The organism is Microbacterium schleiferi (assembly GCF_015565955.1).
GTDB lineage: Bacteria > Actinomycetota > Actinomycetes > Actinomycetales > Microbacteriaceae > Microbacterium > Microbacterium schleiferi_A.
Genome location: NZ_CP064760.1, coordinates 3,254,290 through 3,270,024, shown reverse-complemented (window position 1 = coordinate 3,270,024; position 15,735 = coordinate 3,254,290). Strand labels below are relative to the sequence as shown.

Sequence of the window (15,735 nt, the reverse complement as noted above, 5' to 3'; positions counted from 1 at the left end):
AAAGTTATCCACAGGCTGTGTTGCGGGTGTCGGAACCCATCCCTAGCGTGGTCGTGCCCGGTGGGGAGGCGATCCGGATTCAGCGTGGAAGACCGGTTCGTCGCACGGCGGGAGCGGTGTGTCGCGGCGCTCGCTACGTCGGTCATCCGGCGGCAGCAGAACAGCGACTCACATCACAGATAGCGGAGGGGGATACATGTCGATTGCGGACATTTCGGAGGATCGGCTCGGCGGACCCCGCGAGCACGAGCGCACTCCGCCGCACGACATCCTCGCTGAGCAGAGCGCGCTCGGCGGCATGCTGTTGTCGAAGGATGCCGTCGCCGACGTCATCGAGACTCTCCGCGGCGCGGATTTCTACATCCCCAAGCACGAGCTGATCTTCGAGGCGATCCTCACGCTCTATTCGCACGGCGAGCCGACCGATGTCATCACCGTCACCGACGAACTCATCAAGACCGGTGAGTTGCAGCGCGCTGGCGGCGCCGACTACCTCCACACGCTCACCTCGATCGTGCCGACTGCGGCCAATGCGGCCTACTACGCGTCGATCGTCGCCGAGCGCGCCCTCCTGCGGCGCCTCGTCGAGGCGGGCACCCGCATCGTGCAGATGGGCTACGCGGGGCAGGGTGAAGCTGTCGACCTCGTCAACTCCGCTCAGGCCGAGATCTACTCGGTGACCGGCGCCGAGACTGCCGAAGACTACGTGCCGCTCGAGATCGCTGTGGATGCCGCACTCGAAGAGATCGAGGCGGCCCGGGGCCGCGACGGCAAGATGACCGGCATCCCGACCGGCTTCCAGGGCCTGGACCAGCTCACCAACGGTTTGCACCCCGGACAGATGATCATCATCGCTGCCCGACCCGCGATGGGTAAGTCGACGCTCGCCCTCGACTTCGCCCGAGCCTCGGCGATCAAGAACAACATGCCGACGATCTTCTTCTCGCTCGAAATGGGCCGTAGCGAGATCGCGATGCGCCTCATGAGCGCCGAGGGCGCCGTGCCGCTGCAGAACATGCGCAAGGGCACGCTCGACTCCCGCGACTGGACGACGATCGCCGCCACCCGCGGCCGGATCAATGAGGCGCCGCTGTACATCGACGACAGCCCCAACATGACGCTCGTCGAGATCCGTGCGAAGTGCCGCCGCCTCAAGCAGCGAGCCGGTCTGAAGATGGTCGTGATCGACTACCTGCAGCTGATGACCAGCGGCAAGCGCGTCGAGTCCCGCCAGCAGGAAGTGTCCGAGTTCTCCCGAGCCCTCAAGCTCCTCGCCAAGGAGCTCGGCGTTCCCGTCGTCGCCCTGTCGCAGCTGAACCGTGGCCCCGAGCAGCGCTCCGACAAGAAGCCGGCGCTGTCCGACCTCCGTGAGTCGGGATCGATCGAGCAGGATGCCGACATGGTCGTGCTTCTGCATCGCGAGGCCGCCTACGAGAAGGACTCACCGCGCGCGGGCGAGGCTGACTTGATCGTCGCCAAGCACCGTAACGGCCCGACCGACACCATCACCGTGGCCTTCCAGGGTCACTACTCGCGCTTCGCCGACATGGCCCCCGGCGACTTCGGGTAGATGTAGGTTCCACGTGAAGATGGCCGTTTCTGTGTCAACTTGGCCCGCACTTGGCCATTCGGCCAAGTGCGGTGGATGGATTTGGCATCGACGTGATCGGGCGGCTCATCTCCGTCGACCCGGTGTAGGTTCTCGGCGAAGATGGCGGATTCTCAGATGAAGTGGCGGACAAATGGCGGATCCGCCATGTTCCTGAGAACGCTGCATGTAGTCGGACGTGAGGGCGCCGAGTATGCGGGACGAGAGACGGCGACTCTTCCGCAAGATGTCCGAGGTCGGCCGTACGCTGAATCAGCGCCCGCACCCGGGCCGCTGGGGAGAGGTGCTCCATGACGGTTCTCGAGTCTTTCGCTACCCTGCAGTCGGTTGTCGACGCGGATGTGAAGGTCGTGCAGATTGCCCGTGACCGTCGCGACACCTTCACGTCCGCGTTGCTGACCGCGCCGGATGTGAAGGTGGTGTGGGGGTCGGGTTCGCTCGCCCGCAGCACCCAGCTGCAGCCGGTGCATGATGTGGATCTCGTGGTCGAGTTCGATCAGGACGAGCACCCGGACTGGGGCGAGGACGGGGGCTCTGCCGAAGAGGCGATCGAGCGTTGCCATGATCTGGTGAACGATCTCCTCTCCGTGTCCCACGGATCGCGCGCGCAGCTGGTGCGCCTGATCCGCACCGCCGACCGCAATCGCGCCGCGAAGTGTTTCGTCGATCCGCCGGAGCAGGACAACGCGTTCACTGTCGATGTGATGCCAGCGTTGCGACGTCCGGACGGGATCCTGATCCCGTTCAAGAAGGAGGAGCGCTGGTCGCTCGCAGACCCTGAGTACCTCATCAACGAGGTCGCACGGCGGCAGCAGGACTGGTCGTTGTTTCGCCCGCTGGTCCGGGTCCTCAAGTACTGGTCGCGTCAGCATGAAGATGTGACCGGCACGGTCAAGTCGCTCGTGATGGAGGTTCTCGCGTTGGACTGCCTGTCGGTGAGCAACAACCGACCCGAGGCGTTGAAGAACTTCTTCGTCAACGCCTCGACGCACTCCTTGCGCGTTGAAGATCCCGCGGAGCTCTCCGGGTTGATCCAGCCGAGTCTGGACGTGGCCGGTCTGCGCAGGTCCCTAGAGGATGCAGCAGCTGACGCCGTCGCGGCGCTTCGGGCCGTCGCCTCCAATGATCAGCCGGCCGCGACACGTCACTGGCAGTCCGTCTTCGGGACTGCGTTCCCGCTCGTACTGCCTCCCGGTGGAGCGGGAGAGACTGGGCCGCGTCCGGTTCGCGATTCCCCGCAGGGCTGACCTTGATCCTCCGCAGCTGGTGGGAGGATGACCCGGGTCGTCTCGCGCAGGAGATCGACGACATCGGTTCGGTGGCCCCCGCCCTCGAGTGGACGCCCGAAGGTGCCGGTCACTTCAGCGGCGCACTCCCGGTATGGCCATTCACACGACCCGAACCAGCCGGGCTGTCAAACCTCGTCGACCAGCCGCTGCGCGCGCGGGTCGCGTACGGGCACGGCTTCCCCGCGGTCCCACCAATCCTCTACCCTTTGGAACCGCAGCCCGACGTCACCCTGCGAAGCTTCACCCAGTACCACGTGCTCCCCAATGGCGGCCTCTGCCTGCTCCGTGATGCCGACCAGTGGGACCTCTTCTCGCGGACCAGCGATCTGATCCTGAAAGCGTCGGGATGGATGATCGAGTTCGCCCTGTTTCAGCGCGGCAAGATCCCGAACATGACAGTCAACGGCATCGTCACCGACGAGCAACTCGATCACTTGATCACCGCGACCGCGGAAGAGACAGCGTGACCGAGCACAGCGCATGAGTGGCGAGAACTGGCTGGTGCTGTTGCCCACCGAAGCGATGGAGGTCATCGACAAGTCGTACGCGTGGGGCAATCTCACCTGCCGTCTGTCCGCACCGGACAAGGCCGCCATAGTCGTCGCCCTCTCGAACGAAGACTCGGACCTCGTCCATCTCACGGAGGATCCCGACCACTTCCTCACGGTCGCCGACTTCAATCGCGTCGGCCACTGGTACCGAGTGCCGGCGGACGCCGCGTTTTGCGCGTACCTTCTCACCCACCAACACGCGACAATGCCCTTCGACGCCTTCCAGACCCTCGTCCCGCAGGCGATCGCACCGCTTCCCGGCCAATGGCACATCGCCGTGACCTTCTGTCCCGACCCTCCGGAGATCCGCGATGGGGAACGGCTTCCGGCCTGGTCGGCGTGGACGATCTCGAACGACACCGTCCGCCCCATTTCTTTGGACATCCAGGACGGAACCCAGCATGTGACCGCCCTTGGAAGCCTCTGGCCAACCAGCCTCCTCTCGACCTCGCGGGCGCTCCTGCTAGGCGCCGGCAGCATCGGAGGAGCCGCAGCCGAAGCACTCGCAAGCTACGGAGTTGGCCACATCGACCTGGTCGATCCTGACAAGATCCTCTTCCACAACGTTCCCCGGCACGTCCTCGCTGCCGCGAGCGTTGGAATGTCCAAAGTGGATGGATTAAAGGCATCCCTGAACAGGCAGTGGCCGGAAAGCAACATCAGCCCATGGCCCATCGACCTCACCGCCAACGCCAACATCACCCGACCCCTGATTGACGCCGCCGACATCATCATCTGCACCGTCGACGGAGTCGAACCCCGACGCGTCGCAAACTACCTTGCACGCCGTGCGGGCAAACCGATTGTGTTCGCCTGCGTCCTCGCCGACGGCAGATACGGAGAGATTCTGCGCATCCGTGCACTGCCCGAGGTCGGATGCCTCGACTGTCAGCGTCGATACATGCGCGACAACGGAATGATCGATCCCGAACCGAGCCTGGACCGAGGCTACGGGGACGGCACCCGACACAACCCGATGACCGCAATAGGTGGAGACCTTCACCTCGTTGGGAGCATCGCAGCGAAAGTCGCCGTCGCGACTCTCTTGCAAAACGCCGGTGAAGTCGATCAGACCCTCACCGATGACAACCTCGTCATCGCCCTCCGCCCATCACCCGGCTACGCCGCCCCCTTCGATGCGCGACGAGCACTCCACCCGCACTGGTCCTCCGCGACGCCCCCTTACCCGGACTGCCCCGCATGCCATCGCCACCCGTGAGCTGGACCGTCGGTATCACCCAGGGTGCGCTCACATCGATCAGAACGATCATCGCGAGAAGCGACCCCACGCTCGAAACCGGCGGTGCACTCTTCGGACACGAAAACGCCCTCGTCATTACATCCGCCTCCGCACCCGGTCCGAACGCCGTCCACCAACCCGGCTACTTCCTCCGTGACCTCGAATACACCCAACTCGCCGCGGACCGCGCCCACAAGGTCGACCGCTCACAATGGATCGGAGAATGGCACACCCATCCCAACGGTCCGCCAGAACCCAGCCCGCTGGATCTCAACACCTACATCTCCCACCTCGTCGACTTGGAACTTCGCTTCCATCGATTCATCGCGCTTATTGGGTCACCGAATCCCCGCCCGCACCTGAGCGTATGGGTGCTCGCGCAATCGCCAGACGGCATCGAACTCCACCGTGCCGCGCTCGCACTCACAGCAACCGATCAGGGCTCGCGGAACCAGATGCCACCCGGCGAAGCCACTGAAGTCCAACATCGAAGTTGAGGTTTCACCAGTACCGGCCGCTGCCCACATCATTGCTGACCGCTATGCGCGACGGGTAGAACTACGTCGTGGACCTACACAAAGCGCGTGGCGTCCGAACACGAACATTCGACACCATCCCCGCGGGCGATCTCCCAGCCGCGTCCATTGAAAGCGAGACCACCCATGTCCGAACCGTTCGACCTTGCCAAGGCATATACGGCGAAGCAGGACCACATGCTCACAGGGCTGGGGCTCATGCCGCAGTTCACAGATCATCCCGGCACCAAGGGTGACGCCACCGAGGAGCAATGGGTCAGCGTGCTCCGGGAGTTTCTTCCCCAGCGATACGGGGTCGGGCCAATCTTCGCAATCGACTCCCTCGGGCAACAGAGCGGACAGATCGACATTGCGATCTTCGATCGACAGTACTCGCCCCTTTTTTTCGAGCAGGGCGACGTCCGCTTCGTGCCGGTCGAGAGCTTGTACGCCGTTTGTGAGGTGAAGCCCAGAATGAACAAGGAGAACCTCGACTACGCCCGGGACAAGGTCGCCAGCGTTCGCCGACTTCACCGCACCTCAGCGGAGATCCGGCATGCAGGCGGTACGTATCCAGCTCAGGATCCGGAAGCCAAGCCGATCCTGGGTGTCTTTCTCAGCACGGATCTTGATTGGGGAGATATCCGCGGTGCTGCAGCTGTGGGCTCGATCACCGAGCCTCAGCCCACGGGGCTCGATCTCGGCATTGCTGTCCGAGGAGGCGCCTTCGATCAGACTGACGGGGTCGCGTACTCCCCAGGAGGACAGGAACTGATCTGGTTCGCGACGCGTCTGTATCGCGCACTTTCCCGGCTGGGAACAGCTCTAGCAATCGATCTGGATGCCTATTACGTTCCGCTGCAGTCCCCAGGCAGTTAGGAAGCCGTGCGCTCGGCCGATGCGGCTTCCCGGTCGGCGGCGTAGCGTCGCGCGGCTTCCCACCAGTAGTTGTCACGGATCCGGTAGAGCAGGGTCCGCTCTCCGGGCACGCGTCCGACGAACTCAAGGAAGTGTGCGTCGCGGAGCTTGTGGATCAGTGGGTGGACGATGCTCCCCAACAGTCCAGTCGCTTCGACGATCTGCTTGGGAGAGAAGGTGTCGCCTTCGAGGGCGGCGATCTCTATGACGACAGCGTTCATGTAGCTGTTGCCGAAGAACAGCCGCGACTCCGCTGGTGCGATCGGCTCCACTATCGTCATGCCCCGAGTTTCGCATACGTCACCGACGTCCGGCACGTGCGCGAGGTGATTCCGAGGCGACTTCCTTCCCGGTGTTGTCTATCTGACGTACACAACTTGATTCTGGTCGTTTCGAGAGTACAGTGAATGTGACATTCACTAGAACGTACGTCACGTAGTACGTAATTGACCGATTCGCAAGAGCAACTCGGTATGACGTGTGTTACGTATTCGTGGTGGTTTCGTGCATGGATGCACGCGTGTGTGGGCGCCCATGATGGCGACATGTTCACAAACCGCCGGACCGCAGGGGCTGGTTCGTTTCCGTTGTCGTACCAGGGAGCGTCGGGGCTGTGACCGGGCTGGCGTCGACGGTTCAGATTCGCAGGTCAGACGATCACGTCGATGTCATCGCCTTGAATGATGTTCGTCTTCGTCAGTTCGATACCGCGGTGCCGTGGCGGGAGTTTCGTTGGTACCGCAAGCAGCGACACTTCTCCGGCTCGTACTGGTCGGCGACGATGGAGGCCCCGGTGGGGTACGAGTCGCGGTTGGAGTATGTGAACCTGCTGCTGGCCGACTTCGACCCGCGGGTGGTGTGGATCCTCTCGCAGCCGTTTCTGCTCGACGGCGATGATCGCGGCACGCGCCGCAAGCACGTCCCGGATTACCTGTTCGTCCACGCCGATGAGTCGGGGTGCGTGGTTGATGTGAAGCCGGCTGAGAAGTTGTCACGCCCGAAAGTGCGCGATTCTCTGGGATGGTCGCGGCGCGTGATCGAGGGGCACGGCTGGGAGTACCGGGTGCAATCCGAGCCCGATCCTGTCGTGCTGGCGAACGTGCGGTTCCTCGCCGGGTATAGGCGGCGCTTCCAGTTCCTCGAGTCCGAAGTCGATGGCGCAGCAGAGTTGCTATCCACTCCGGTCACATTCGGCGAAGCGGTGCGAGCTGTCACGGCGATCACTGCCGATCCGCGATTGGCTCGGTCCGTTGTGTTGCACCTGATGTGGACGCGGCGCCTGCACACGGACCTCACCCGCGTGCTCGACATCACCAGCCTCCTGGAGACATGAGTGTCGAGCGCGACGATCCACACACCCGCAGATCAACGAGAAGGGAAACGCGTCCGATGAAGAACACCTGGAAGGTCAGCCCGGGGGCCCAGATTGCCTACGACGGAAAGATGTGCACGGTCGCGGAGATCGGTGATGGCGCCGTCATCGTCCGCACCGCGGATGGGCGCACTCGCCGTCTCCGCATGATCGATGTGCTGCAACCGGAGTCGGAAGGCGGCAGAGTGCACGTGCCAGGCAGGGTGGGCGACGACGAGCAGACGCAACCTTTGATGCTTGTCTGGTCGGACGCAACCCAGTCCGCTCAGGCGGGTGCTCACCATCGGGCGGATCACGTCCGTGAGGTGCTCACGGGATACCGGTCGGGCAGTCGTGAGGTCGCCCGAGAGGGCGAGCCACGACTGGAGTACCACCCGCAACGGCCGCTCCGAGAGCGACAGAAGGCCAAGGCCAAAGAGCTCGACATAGGCCTACGGACCCTGGAGCGATGGGTCTCCCGGTATCGAGACACCGGGGAAGCGGGTCTCATCGATACCCGGATGTCACGGACGGGTGCGGCACTGACAAACTTCGACCCGCGGTGGGTTGACGCCGCGCGAACGATACTCGATGAGCAGGACGATCAGTCCAAGGTGCAGAAGAAGATCATCCTCGCCCGGATCCGCGCACGCATCGAGAGACTTCACGGCCCCGACGTCGTCACATTCCCGTCCACCGCCAGCGCATACCGGGGCTTGGACGAGCTCACCCGCGGACGAGGCACTTTCGCGGGTTCCACGAAGGCAAAGAGATCGATCGCGAACCGGCCCGCCGCTCCCTACGGACGGTTGACCGCGTCACGTCCCGGTGAGTTCGTACTTCTTGACACCACCCCACTGAATGTGTTCGCCGTCGCTCCGGTGACGGGCAAGTGGGTCTGCGCGGACCTCACGGTCGCGATCGATCTCTACTCACGGTGCATTCTCGGGCTGCGCTTGACGCCAGGATCGACCAAGTCCATCGACGTGTCCGGTGTTCTCGTCGAAGCGATGCTGCCGTTCGACCTACCGGGCAGTTGGGATACCGCCGCTCGTGTCCCGTATCACGGCGTGCCTGACACGGTGCTCGTCGACCCCACCCGAACCGATGTCGCCCGTTTCACACGCGCCGGCATCTTGCCCGAGACGATCGTCGTGGACCACGGTCGCCCTTTCCTCTCCGAGCATGTCACCACCGCGTGCGCCCGACTGGGCATATCAATCCAGCCAGCCCGTATCTACCAGCCCACCGACAAGAGCCCGGTGGAGCGCTTCTTTCGCACTCTCGACTCTCTCCTGCAGGAGCTCCCCGGCTACAAGGGTGCGGACGTGTCGGGTCGTGGGGACGATGTTGAGGGTGAGGCGGTGTATACGGTTCCGCAGTTGGAGCAGATCATCCGCGAGTGGATCGCGACGGTCTATCACCTCCGCCCGCATGAGTCGCTCGCCGATCCCAGCCTCCCGGGTGTGAAGTTGAGTCCGGCGCAGAAGTATGACCAGGGGCTCGCTGTCGCGGGTTCGCTGCGGATGCCGACGGACCGGAATGTGCTGTTGGAGCTGCTGCCGGTGGTGAAGCGTCAGTTCAACCACTATGGGGTGGAGATTCACAATCTTCGCTACACGGGGGATTCGGTGGCGAAGTACCGCAACCGGGCCCGGTCGATCCACCGGGACACGGGCACGGAGTGGCCGTTCGTGGTGAACCCGGACGACCTGACGAAGATCTACTTCCACGACCCGGAGGATCACACCTGGCACACCCTGGAGTGGGAGCACAAGGACGCGTTCGACACCCCGTTCAGTTTGGACGCGTTGGAGTATGCGAAGAAGATTGCGATCCGGCAGGGCCGCCCCTCGCAGGTCGATGATGTTGCCGCGCAGTTGCTCGAGGACTGGGGCGCGGGCCGAGGGTTGACACCGTCGGAGCGGCGGATGAGCGCCCGGATGGCGGCCCGCCTGGATGAGAAGAACCCCGATCCGGAAGGGGTGTGGTCGTTGCGGACGGTGCAACGGATGCTGGACGCAGAACTCACGGCCGGGTCGGACCTGGCGACGGAGCTGACCGGCGGGGTGAGGGATCCGAGGACACGGGTCGATGTGCCGGAGACCGGAGATGATGACGACGAGGACGACATCGACGAGCCCACCATCCGTGGCGACTACCGCTTCGAGCCGATGGAGATGCTCCGATGACAACCACCCAGCCCCAGCCGCAGGCGGGAGCACGGCAGCGGAGCCTGTCCACCTACGAGGGGTGGAACGACTTCGCAGAACGCCCAGCCCGGACCCGTCCGGACACCCTCACGCTGAAGCGGCTGGCGGCGCTATCCACGCAGGAGCGTGTCGGGTATGACTTGGCGCGGCGTCAGTGGCACGCGAACATCCTGCTGCGCACCCGACAGGTGCAGGAGATCGAGTTGCAACTCGGCGACATCCTGGACTCGAACCTGCAAGACGCCGACCGGGTGAAGTCAGCGGCGGCGATCGACGCGCCGCCGGCGCTCGGGAAGTCCACGGTGGTGAACAACTTCGGTCGAGTGTTCCACCAGCAGCGGATCGCGGAGGCCGGGGAGTGGCTGGATCAGGACCGGGACGTGCGGCACCTGCCGGTGTGTCATGTGACGTTGACGGGCCGGCCGACGATCAAGGGTCTGCACATGATGATCCTCGGGTTCTACGCCCACCCCGCCACCGCCGGGATCCTGCACCGCTCGATGGCGGGTAGAGATCTTGCCCGGGCAGCCGCGGAGTGCATCGAACGCCACGACACGCGCCTGGTGATCGTTGATGATCTCCACTTCCTGCGGATGAATACCCGTGACGGGGTAGAGGTCGCGAACCAGTTGAAGTGGCTCTCGAATGAATACAACGCCACGTTCCTGTTCGCCGGTGTCGCCCTCCGCAAGCGGGGACTCGTCGGGGAGGGCCAGACCGGCGAAGGCGCAGCAATGGCGCAGACCTTCCGACGGTGGACAGTCCTCAGCCTGGAACCTTTCACCCTCGCCCACAAACGCGGCCGCGATGAATGGGACCGGCTGCTGTTCGGCATCGACCAGGCCCTCGTGCTGACCGACGGGAGAGACGGGATGCTCGTCGACCTCTCGCGGTACCTGTTCGCCCGCACGACCGGGAACATCGGGTCGCTGATGGACCTGATCCGCCGCGGCGCATCGCGCGCAATCCGCACCGGCAGGGAACGCATCGATCGGGAGCTGCTCGATGATATTCGCATCGACGAGGGCGCCGAGACGGAACGTCGTGAGCTGGAGGCGAAGCTGGAACGGCAGCTTCGAAGCCAGAGAGCGGGCCGCCGCCGAAAGACCCAGGGTGGCGAGGTGGCAGCCGCATGACCGGCAAGGCCGCGACGCGTTCCGACGAGGTGCGGGTGCTGCCGTTTCGGGTGCGGCCACTGCCGGATGAGCCGTTCGATTCCTGGCTGGAGAAGATGGCGGCCACCTATGGGGCGACGATGAACGAGATGGCATGCGCGCTCGGTCTCATCGAGCAGGAGAAGGGTTTGGCTGTATCGGCGACCGCGTGGATGGCGGACAAGTGGGCCACAACCCTCACCGAGGAGCAGGCTGCCCGGCTTGAGGCTTCCACGGGCATCCCTGCCGATCAGTTTCACGAGATGACGAGGATGCGCTTCGCCCGTCACGCGATCCGCTATACCCGGCAGGGTCGGATCAGCGCGCAATGCCCGGCTGCAGGGACCGCGGGACGATACTGCCCGGAATGCCTGGTCGATTCGGGTGGACGGTGGCGGATGTCGTGGCAGTTCCCGTTCGGGTTCGCCTGTGCCCGCCACCGCCGCCTTCTCGTGGATCGGTGCCAGACCTGTGATCTTCCTGCCCGACACCGCGCTCACCCGCTCGCACTTGTTCCCGTTCCCGGGCGTTGCCACAATCCCGTGCGGGGTCCGGGGAGGGGTCCGCAGGCCAACCGGTGTCGCGCGGACCTCACCGAGGACCGGACCCGCACGCCGGTGCCGCAGGCGGTGCTGGATGCGCAACGGGCGATGATGCGCATCGTCTCCACCGGTCAGGCGCAGTTCGGGATCTATGCTGATGCACCGCAGCCGGCCGTGCCTGTGTTGGAAGACATTCGGCTACTGTCCCGCACCGCGCGGGACGCAATCGTCGGCGGTCACAGCATCGACGCGAGCCCGCTGGGCCGGGAGCTCATTGGGCTGTTCGAGATGAGCGAGGACTGGACGAGGGCGATCCGGGCGCGACCAGACTCTGCCGTCGGGGCCGCTGTCGGCACCACCCTCGGTCACCGCGCACTGACCAATCCGGCCGCGATCATCTCCCTGCTGCAGGGGCGGCTGGCGCACAGCACGTCGTACACCGCGCACACACCACAACTACAGACCCTGATCGCGGCCGCGCTGGGTCGCCGCCGCCGCCCCACCGTGTTTCTGCAGTCCGCACCGCCGTCGGGCGTCAGCCCGGAAGAGCGAGCACGGAAAGTGCCGGCACAGTTGTGGGGGGACTGGATCGCCCAGTACGCCCCACTGCGGGTCGACAACGAGATCGCCGCGTCCGCGCTGGCAGCAGCGGTCGTGTTTACCGGCACGAGGCTCACACACTCCGCCGCGCTCGCGCTGCTCGATCCGCACGCACCGTCACGGCAGGTGACGCACGTGATGCGTGAGCTGGGCCGCAGCACTCACCACGTGACGACCCTGCACGCGGTCCTCCGCCTGGCAGCTCTATTGGACACGCAAGACGTGCCCATCGACTACGCCCGCCGCCGCCACCTCGACTACACCGATCTCCTGCCCGAATCACAGTGGGGGCAGCTCTGCCGGGACGCGGGCGTGTCCCCAGGGAGCGGACGACGCTGGGAGTTGGCGCGCGCAGCCCTGTACCAAGAACTCTCCGGGAACCCGCTGCGTGCGATGCCTACGGCGTGGCACACGACCAGGGCGAGCCCGCCCGCCGTAGCCCGCTTCGTAGAGGAGCTCCCGCCGGCGGTGCGGGCGGCGCTCGATCAGATCGCCGCAGAGTTCCTCGTCGCCAACGGCATTCAGGAGCCCGTCACCTGGACACCCGAACCCACCCCTCAGCTCCCGGAAGTCGGACCCCAGATCGCGCCGTCGTGGCCGCCCATCCGGCCGGCACGAGCGACAGCGACAGAAGCCATGCCACCAGACCGGCTGACGCAGGTGTACGCGGCGGGAGCTTCCACCTACACGATCGCCGCAGACACGAGGGTGTCTCGGCAGACAGTGGGTCGCATTCTCGCCGACGCGGGCACCCGGACTCGAAGGGGACGACCCCGCACCTTCGACCTCGACCCCCGTTGGCTCCGCGATCACTATGAAACGAAGCACTGGACCATCGCACAGATCGCGCAGCTCGCCGGCTGTAGCGAGATGACCATCAACCGGCATTTGCATAGCGCCGGCATCCCGGTCCGCCCACGCGGGGCGCGCATCAACGGGTCTACCTCGGACGCAGGCAGGCAACGATCTGACCCGCCCGCCCCGCGGGGCCCATCACAGGCTCACGGACTCCGTCGCAGCACTCCCGTCGAGCCATCGACGAATACTCGAATTCCAGACACGCGAAGGACGTCGGCATGACGCAGAAGAAACGAACTTCCAGTCGGCTGCGGCACGACGCGCGGGAACGCGTGAAGGTGACAGGAGAGAAGTACACCACGGCGCTGAAGGCAGTCATGGATGCGGGTTCATCCAGCAGCCGAGCTGGAGGACGAGATCAGGGCGAGGAGCCTGCGGGTCCCGCCGACACGCAACGCGCACCCGACGACACCCGTGACCGGAGCTGAGTCCGGGGTGGGATCTCTGCGATGACGGTCGAGGGCAAGGAATGCGTGGTGTCGGCCGACTCAGGCCGGGAGGACAAGCCGTGGTCGGCACCTCACCTCGCGCCGCTGTTCATTGAACTCACCGCTGACGAGACGGCGCCGGTGTGGGCGCGTCGCGCTGTGACATTCCTCCATCGCTACGCCCGCGAACACGGCCAATCCCCGACCTTCCGGGAAGTATTCCCGGAGCTCGCGTCGCACGATCTCAGCGCCGCGGAGCATCAGGCTGCCTGGACGTCGTCGTCGCCGCGGTACCTGACGATGGTGCACTGGCAGCGTTGTGGATGGATCCGCTTCCGACGAGAACCGCGGACCCTCCGATCCGGCCCCGCGGCAGGCGAACTGTTCATACCGTCGCCCGCGCCGAAAGCGCGTCCGAGGCAGTCCTAAGCCTTGGCGGTGTTCCCGGGGGAGTCGGGGTGGGAAGAGTAGAGCGCGCCGAGGAGTTCCTCCAGCGCGACGCGCAGTTCGTTGTAGCCCATCGTGTAGAACATCGCGTCGGAGTTCGAGGTTTCGGTGGCGTCGAGGTTGGCGAGGAGTTGACGGGCTTCACGGACCGCCACATCGAGCCACGGCTCGACATCCGGTAGGCCCCGGACCCACTCGTCGATGACGGTGAACGGGATGGGCGCGTATGCGTGGGCGTCGACGCCGACGTGGAACTGGTGCCCATTCGGGCCGTGGTCGCGTGCGTGCGTGTGACCGTGCAACAGCGGGATCCCATCGTCCCAGCGGGGCCGGTGCGACGTGTGTCGGTCCGACTCCTGCGAGTCGCCCTTGTACGGGTAGTGGGATGCGAGGATCCGGTAGCCGTGCCGGGTGCCTTCGATGACCTCCGGCAGAATCGTCCACCCGGCCGCCTCGTAGAGCGGCGCGAACCGTTCGATCGCCTTCCTGGACTGTGTCGCTGGTGAGACCCGGTCATGGTTCCCGGGGACGAGGTACCGGTGACCGTTCAGCTGCGCGGTGAGGGTGATCGATTCCTCGATCGGCCCGAGCGCGACATCCCCGAGATGTAGCACCACATCTGTCGGGGCGACCGTCTCGTTCCAGCGGCGGATGAGCTCGGTGTTCATCTCGTTGACGGTGGTGAATGGACGGTCCGCGAGTTCGCTGATCCGGGCGTGGCTGAAGTGGGTGTCCGCGGTGACGTAGTCGACTCGGTCGAAGTCGAACCACGGATACTCACTCACGGCTAACGCTCCTCGCATGTGACGGATGTCTAGCAGAATCTAGCGGTGTCTAGCGTTTCGGTAGACACCGCTAGATGTTCCTAGAGTTCGTCGAGATCGATCCCGAATTTCCGGGCGAGATCGGAGCGCGCCACCTCCGCACTGTCGGCGGGACGCTCCCGGGCGATACGGGCGATTTCCTCGTCTTCCGCCGCATCCTCCGTGGCGGCGACCGCTGCCAGCTCATCGATCAGGACAAGAACGGGTGTGCCGTCGGCGGTCGCGCGGCGGCGGATCTCGGCGGCGGCATGGCCGAGGGTGTACATCCGCTCCCACGGGTGCTCGCCGTGGCGAGCGATGGCCACGGTGTCGCGGGTGTAGCTGCGCTCATCGCCTGGGACGAGCCACCGTTCGGTGCCGTCCGAGGCGAGGAAGAAGTCGACGTAGCAGTTCCCACACGGCATCCGGTAGACCCCGGGCTCGGTGGGGGCAGAGTCGGTGCTACGCGCGATCATGTCGCGGATGATCCGCCCCCAGTCCGTGTTGCCGTCAGAGTGTGACATCGGCCAGACCCTTCGTTTGGCGAACGGAGTAGTCTCTCACACCGGTGAATTTGTGTCCACTGATTGGGTCAGAGCCTGTTCGAGTCGAGTGGTTGCTCTCGCTCAGGAAGTCTCGCCCGTCGTGAGATGCTCGCCTCATGGCATCGCACACTTCAAGCGGCTGAAAGCGGCCCCAGAAGACCTCATCGACATCCAGCGCTGCGTGACGTTCGTCGCGGGCATGGGCCTGGACCCCGTTTGGCCCGAGGCCCAGCAAGGCCTAGCAGCCGGTGGAAGGCCATTTCACTCGACGCGCTGGACCGATCACAACTCAATGGGTAGCCCACCCGAGGCACATGAACGTGCTGCTCAAGGCGCGCCGCCTCGGTGGGACGGCGGACGGCGACTGATATATCGAGCCGTGTCATCGCAGCCGGTGTCTGCAGCATGCAACAGACTGATCTGGCAACCCGGCTTCGCCGGTAATGCACAGCCCCTGGCAGACACAGCGGGCCAAGTGACCACGAGCGGAGAACAGATGGCGAAGATGCGAGTGCACGAGCTCGCCGCCGAACTGGGAGTCGACGCAAAGGCCGTCTTGGTCCGTCTGCGAGAACTTGGTGAGTTCGTCAAGAGCCCGTCTTCATCGATAGAAGCTCCAGTTGCTCGCAAGGTGAGGGCGTCGTTCGGTGCCCGACCCCCTCGACCCGGTTC

General features: G+C 64.9%; 13 protein-coding genes and 1 pseudogene. 11 read left to right on the top strand and 3 right to left on the bottom strand.

From position 1 onward, the window contains the following. Positions 1 to 196: 196 nt before the first annotated feature. The 6 genes from dnaB to IT882_RS15950 all read left to right on the top strand — a co-directional run bounded on the left by dnaB (position 197) and on the right by IT882_RS15950 (position 6,083). Entirely contained in the window at positions 197 to 1,570 is a 1,374-nt protein-coding gene (dnaB, locus tag IT882_RS15975; RefSeq protein WP_195692618.1) for a replicative DNA helicase, read from the top strand. Positions 1,571 to 1,899: 329 nt separating this feature from the next. Further along, on the top strand, positions 1,900 to 2,856 hold the full coding sequence (locus tag IT882_RS15970; protein ID WP_005054599.1) for a hypothetical protein: 957 nt from the start codon (positions 1,900 to 1,902) through the stop codon (positions 2,854 to 2,856). Positions 2,857 to 2,858: 2 nt separating this feature from the next. Then, positions 2,859 to 3,365, top strand: coding sequence for a hypothetical protein (locus IT882_RS15965; protein ID WP_005054597.1), 507 nt, complete (start codon positions 2,859 to 2,861; stop codon positions 3,363 to 3,365). Between the two features lie 13 nt (positions 3,366 to 3,378). Continuing rightward, positions 3,379 to 4,668, top strand: a complete 1,290-nt coding sequence (locus IT882_RS15960) for a ThiF family adenylyltransferase (RefSeq protein ID WP_005054595.1) — start codon at positions 3,379 to 3,381, stop codon at positions 4,666 to 4,668. Further along, the gene (locus IT882_RS15955) at positions 4,665 to 5,186 is read left to right on the top strand and encodes a Mov34/MPN/PAD-1 family protein (RefSeq protein WP_052323164.1); all 522 of its coding nucleotides are present in this window, start codon (positions 4,665 to 4,667) and stop codon (positions 5,184 to 5,186) included. Before IT882_RS15960 ends, IT882_RS15955 begins: the two co-directional genes overlap by 4 nt. Before the next feature lie 165 nt (positions 5,187 to 5,351). Next, positions 5,352 to 6,083 carry a DUF6602 domain-containing protein gene (locus IT882_RS15950; protein ID WP_005054591.1) on the top strand — a complete coding sequence of 244 codons (732 nt, stop codon included), beginning with the start codon at positions 5,352 to 5,354 and terminating at the stop codon, positions 6,081 to 6,083. Here the strand turns inward: IT882_RS15950 and IT882_RS15945 are convergent. Next, positions 6,080 to 6,403 (bottom strand): hypothetical protein, encoded by a 324-nt coding sequence (locus IT882_RS15945; protein ID WP_005054589.1) that lies wholly within the window; start codon positions 6,401 to 6,403, stop codon positions 6,080 to 6,082. The genes IT882_RS15950 and IT882_RS15945 overlap by 4 nt on opposite strands. A gap of 332 nt (positions 6,404 to 6,735) precedes the next feature. Here IT882_RS15945 and IT882_RS15940 point away from each other — a divergent pair, with 332 nt between their 5' ends. The 4 genes from IT882_RS15940 to IT882_RS15925 are packed head-to-tail and all read left to right on the top strand — an operon-like array spanning position 6,736 to position 13,062. Continuing rightward, positions 6,736 to 7,455 carry a TnsA-like heteromeric transposase endonuclease subunit gene (locus IT882_RS15940; RefSeq protein WP_005055286.1) on the top strand — a complete coding sequence of 240 codons (720 nt, stop codon included), beginning with the start codon at positions 6,736 to 6,738 and terminating at the stop codon, positions 7,453 to 7,455. A gap of 56 nt (positions 7,456 to 7,511) precedes the next feature. Further along, positions 7,512 to 9,665, top strand: coding sequence for a DDE-type integrase/transposase/recombinase (locus IT882_RS15935; RefSeq protein ID WP_005055284.1), 2,154 nt, complete (start codon positions 7,512 to 7,514; stop codon positions 9,663 to 9,665). Next, positions 9,662 to 10,822 (top strand): TniB family NTP-binding protein, encoded by a 1,161-nt coding sequence (locus tag IT882_RS15930; protein WP_005055282.1) that lies wholly within the window; start codon positions 9,662 to 9,664, stop codon positions 10,820 to 10,822. Before IT882_RS15935 ends, IT882_RS15930 begins: the two co-directional genes overlap by 4 nt. Continuing rightward, entirely contained in the window at positions 10,819 to 13,062 is a 2,244-nt protein-coding gene (locus tag IT882_RS15925; RefSeq protein WP_101305218.1) for a TniQ family protein, read from the top strand. Before IT882_RS15930 ends, IT882_RS15925 begins: the two co-directional genes overlap by 4 nt. Positions 13,063 to 13,693: 631 nt before the next feature. On the opposite strand, the gene IT882_RS15920 is transcribed toward IT882_RS15925, so the two are convergent. Together IT882_RS15920 and IT882_RS15915 are read right to left on the bottom strand one after the other, a co-directional pair. Continuing rightward, entirely contained in the window at positions 13,694 to 14,500 is an 807-nt protein-coding gene (locus IT882_RS15920) for a metallophosphoesterase (RefSeq protein WP_005054963.1), read from the bottom strand. Positions 14,501 to 14,580: 80 nt separating this feature from the next. Beyond that, the gene (locus IT882_RS15915) at positions 14,581 to 15,042 is read right to left on the bottom strand and encodes a hypothetical protein (protein ID WP_005054965.1); all 462 of its coding nucleotides are present in this window, start codon (positions 15,040 to 15,042) and stop codon (positions 14,581 to 14,583) included. Positions 15,043 to 15,559: 517 nt separating this feature from the next. Here IT882_RS15915 and IT882_RS16805 point away from each other — a divergent pair. Then, positions 15,560 to 15,704, top strand: a pseudogene (locus tag IT882_RS16805) (translation initiation factor IF-2 N-terminal domain-containing protein); the annotation flags it as partial. Positions 15,705 to 15,735: the final 31 nt, after the last annotated feature.

Coding starts and splice junctions, on each gene's coding strand:
- dnaB (WP_195692618.1), top strand. CDS start 197: ATGTCGATTGCGGACATTTCGGAGGATCGGCTCGGCGGACCCCGCGAG.
- IT882_RS15970 (WP_005054599.1), top strand. CDS start 1,900: ATGACGGTTCTCGAGTCTTTCGCTACCCTGCAGTCGGTTGTCGACGCG.
- IT882_RS15960 (WP_005054595.1), top strand. CDS start 3,379: ATGAGTGGCGAGAACTGGCTGGTGCTGTTGCCCACCGAAGCGATGGAG.
- IT882_RS15950 (WP_005054591.1), top strand. CDS start 5,352: ATGTCCGAACCGTTCGACCTTGCCAAGGCATATACGGCGAAGCAGGAC.
- IT882_RS15945 (WP_005054589.1), bottom strand. CDS start 6,403: ATGACGATAGTGGAGCCGATCGCACCAGCGGAGTCGCGGCTGTTCTTC.
- IT882_RS15935 (WP_005055284.1), top strand. CDS start 7,512: ATGAAGAACACCTGGAAGGTCAGCCCGGGGGCCCAGATTGCCTACGAC.
- IT882_RS15930 (WP_005055282.1), top strand. CDS start 9,662: ATGACAACCACCCAGCCCCAGCCGCAGGCGGGAGCACGGCAGCGGAGC.
- IT882_RS15925 (WP_101305218.1), top strand. CDS start 10,819: ATGACCGGCAAGGCCGCGACGCGTTCCGACGAGGTGCGGGTGCTGCCG.
- IT882_RS15915 (WP_005054965.1), bottom strand. CDS start 15,042: ATGTCACACTCTGACGGCAACACGGACTGGGGGCGGATCATCCGCGAC.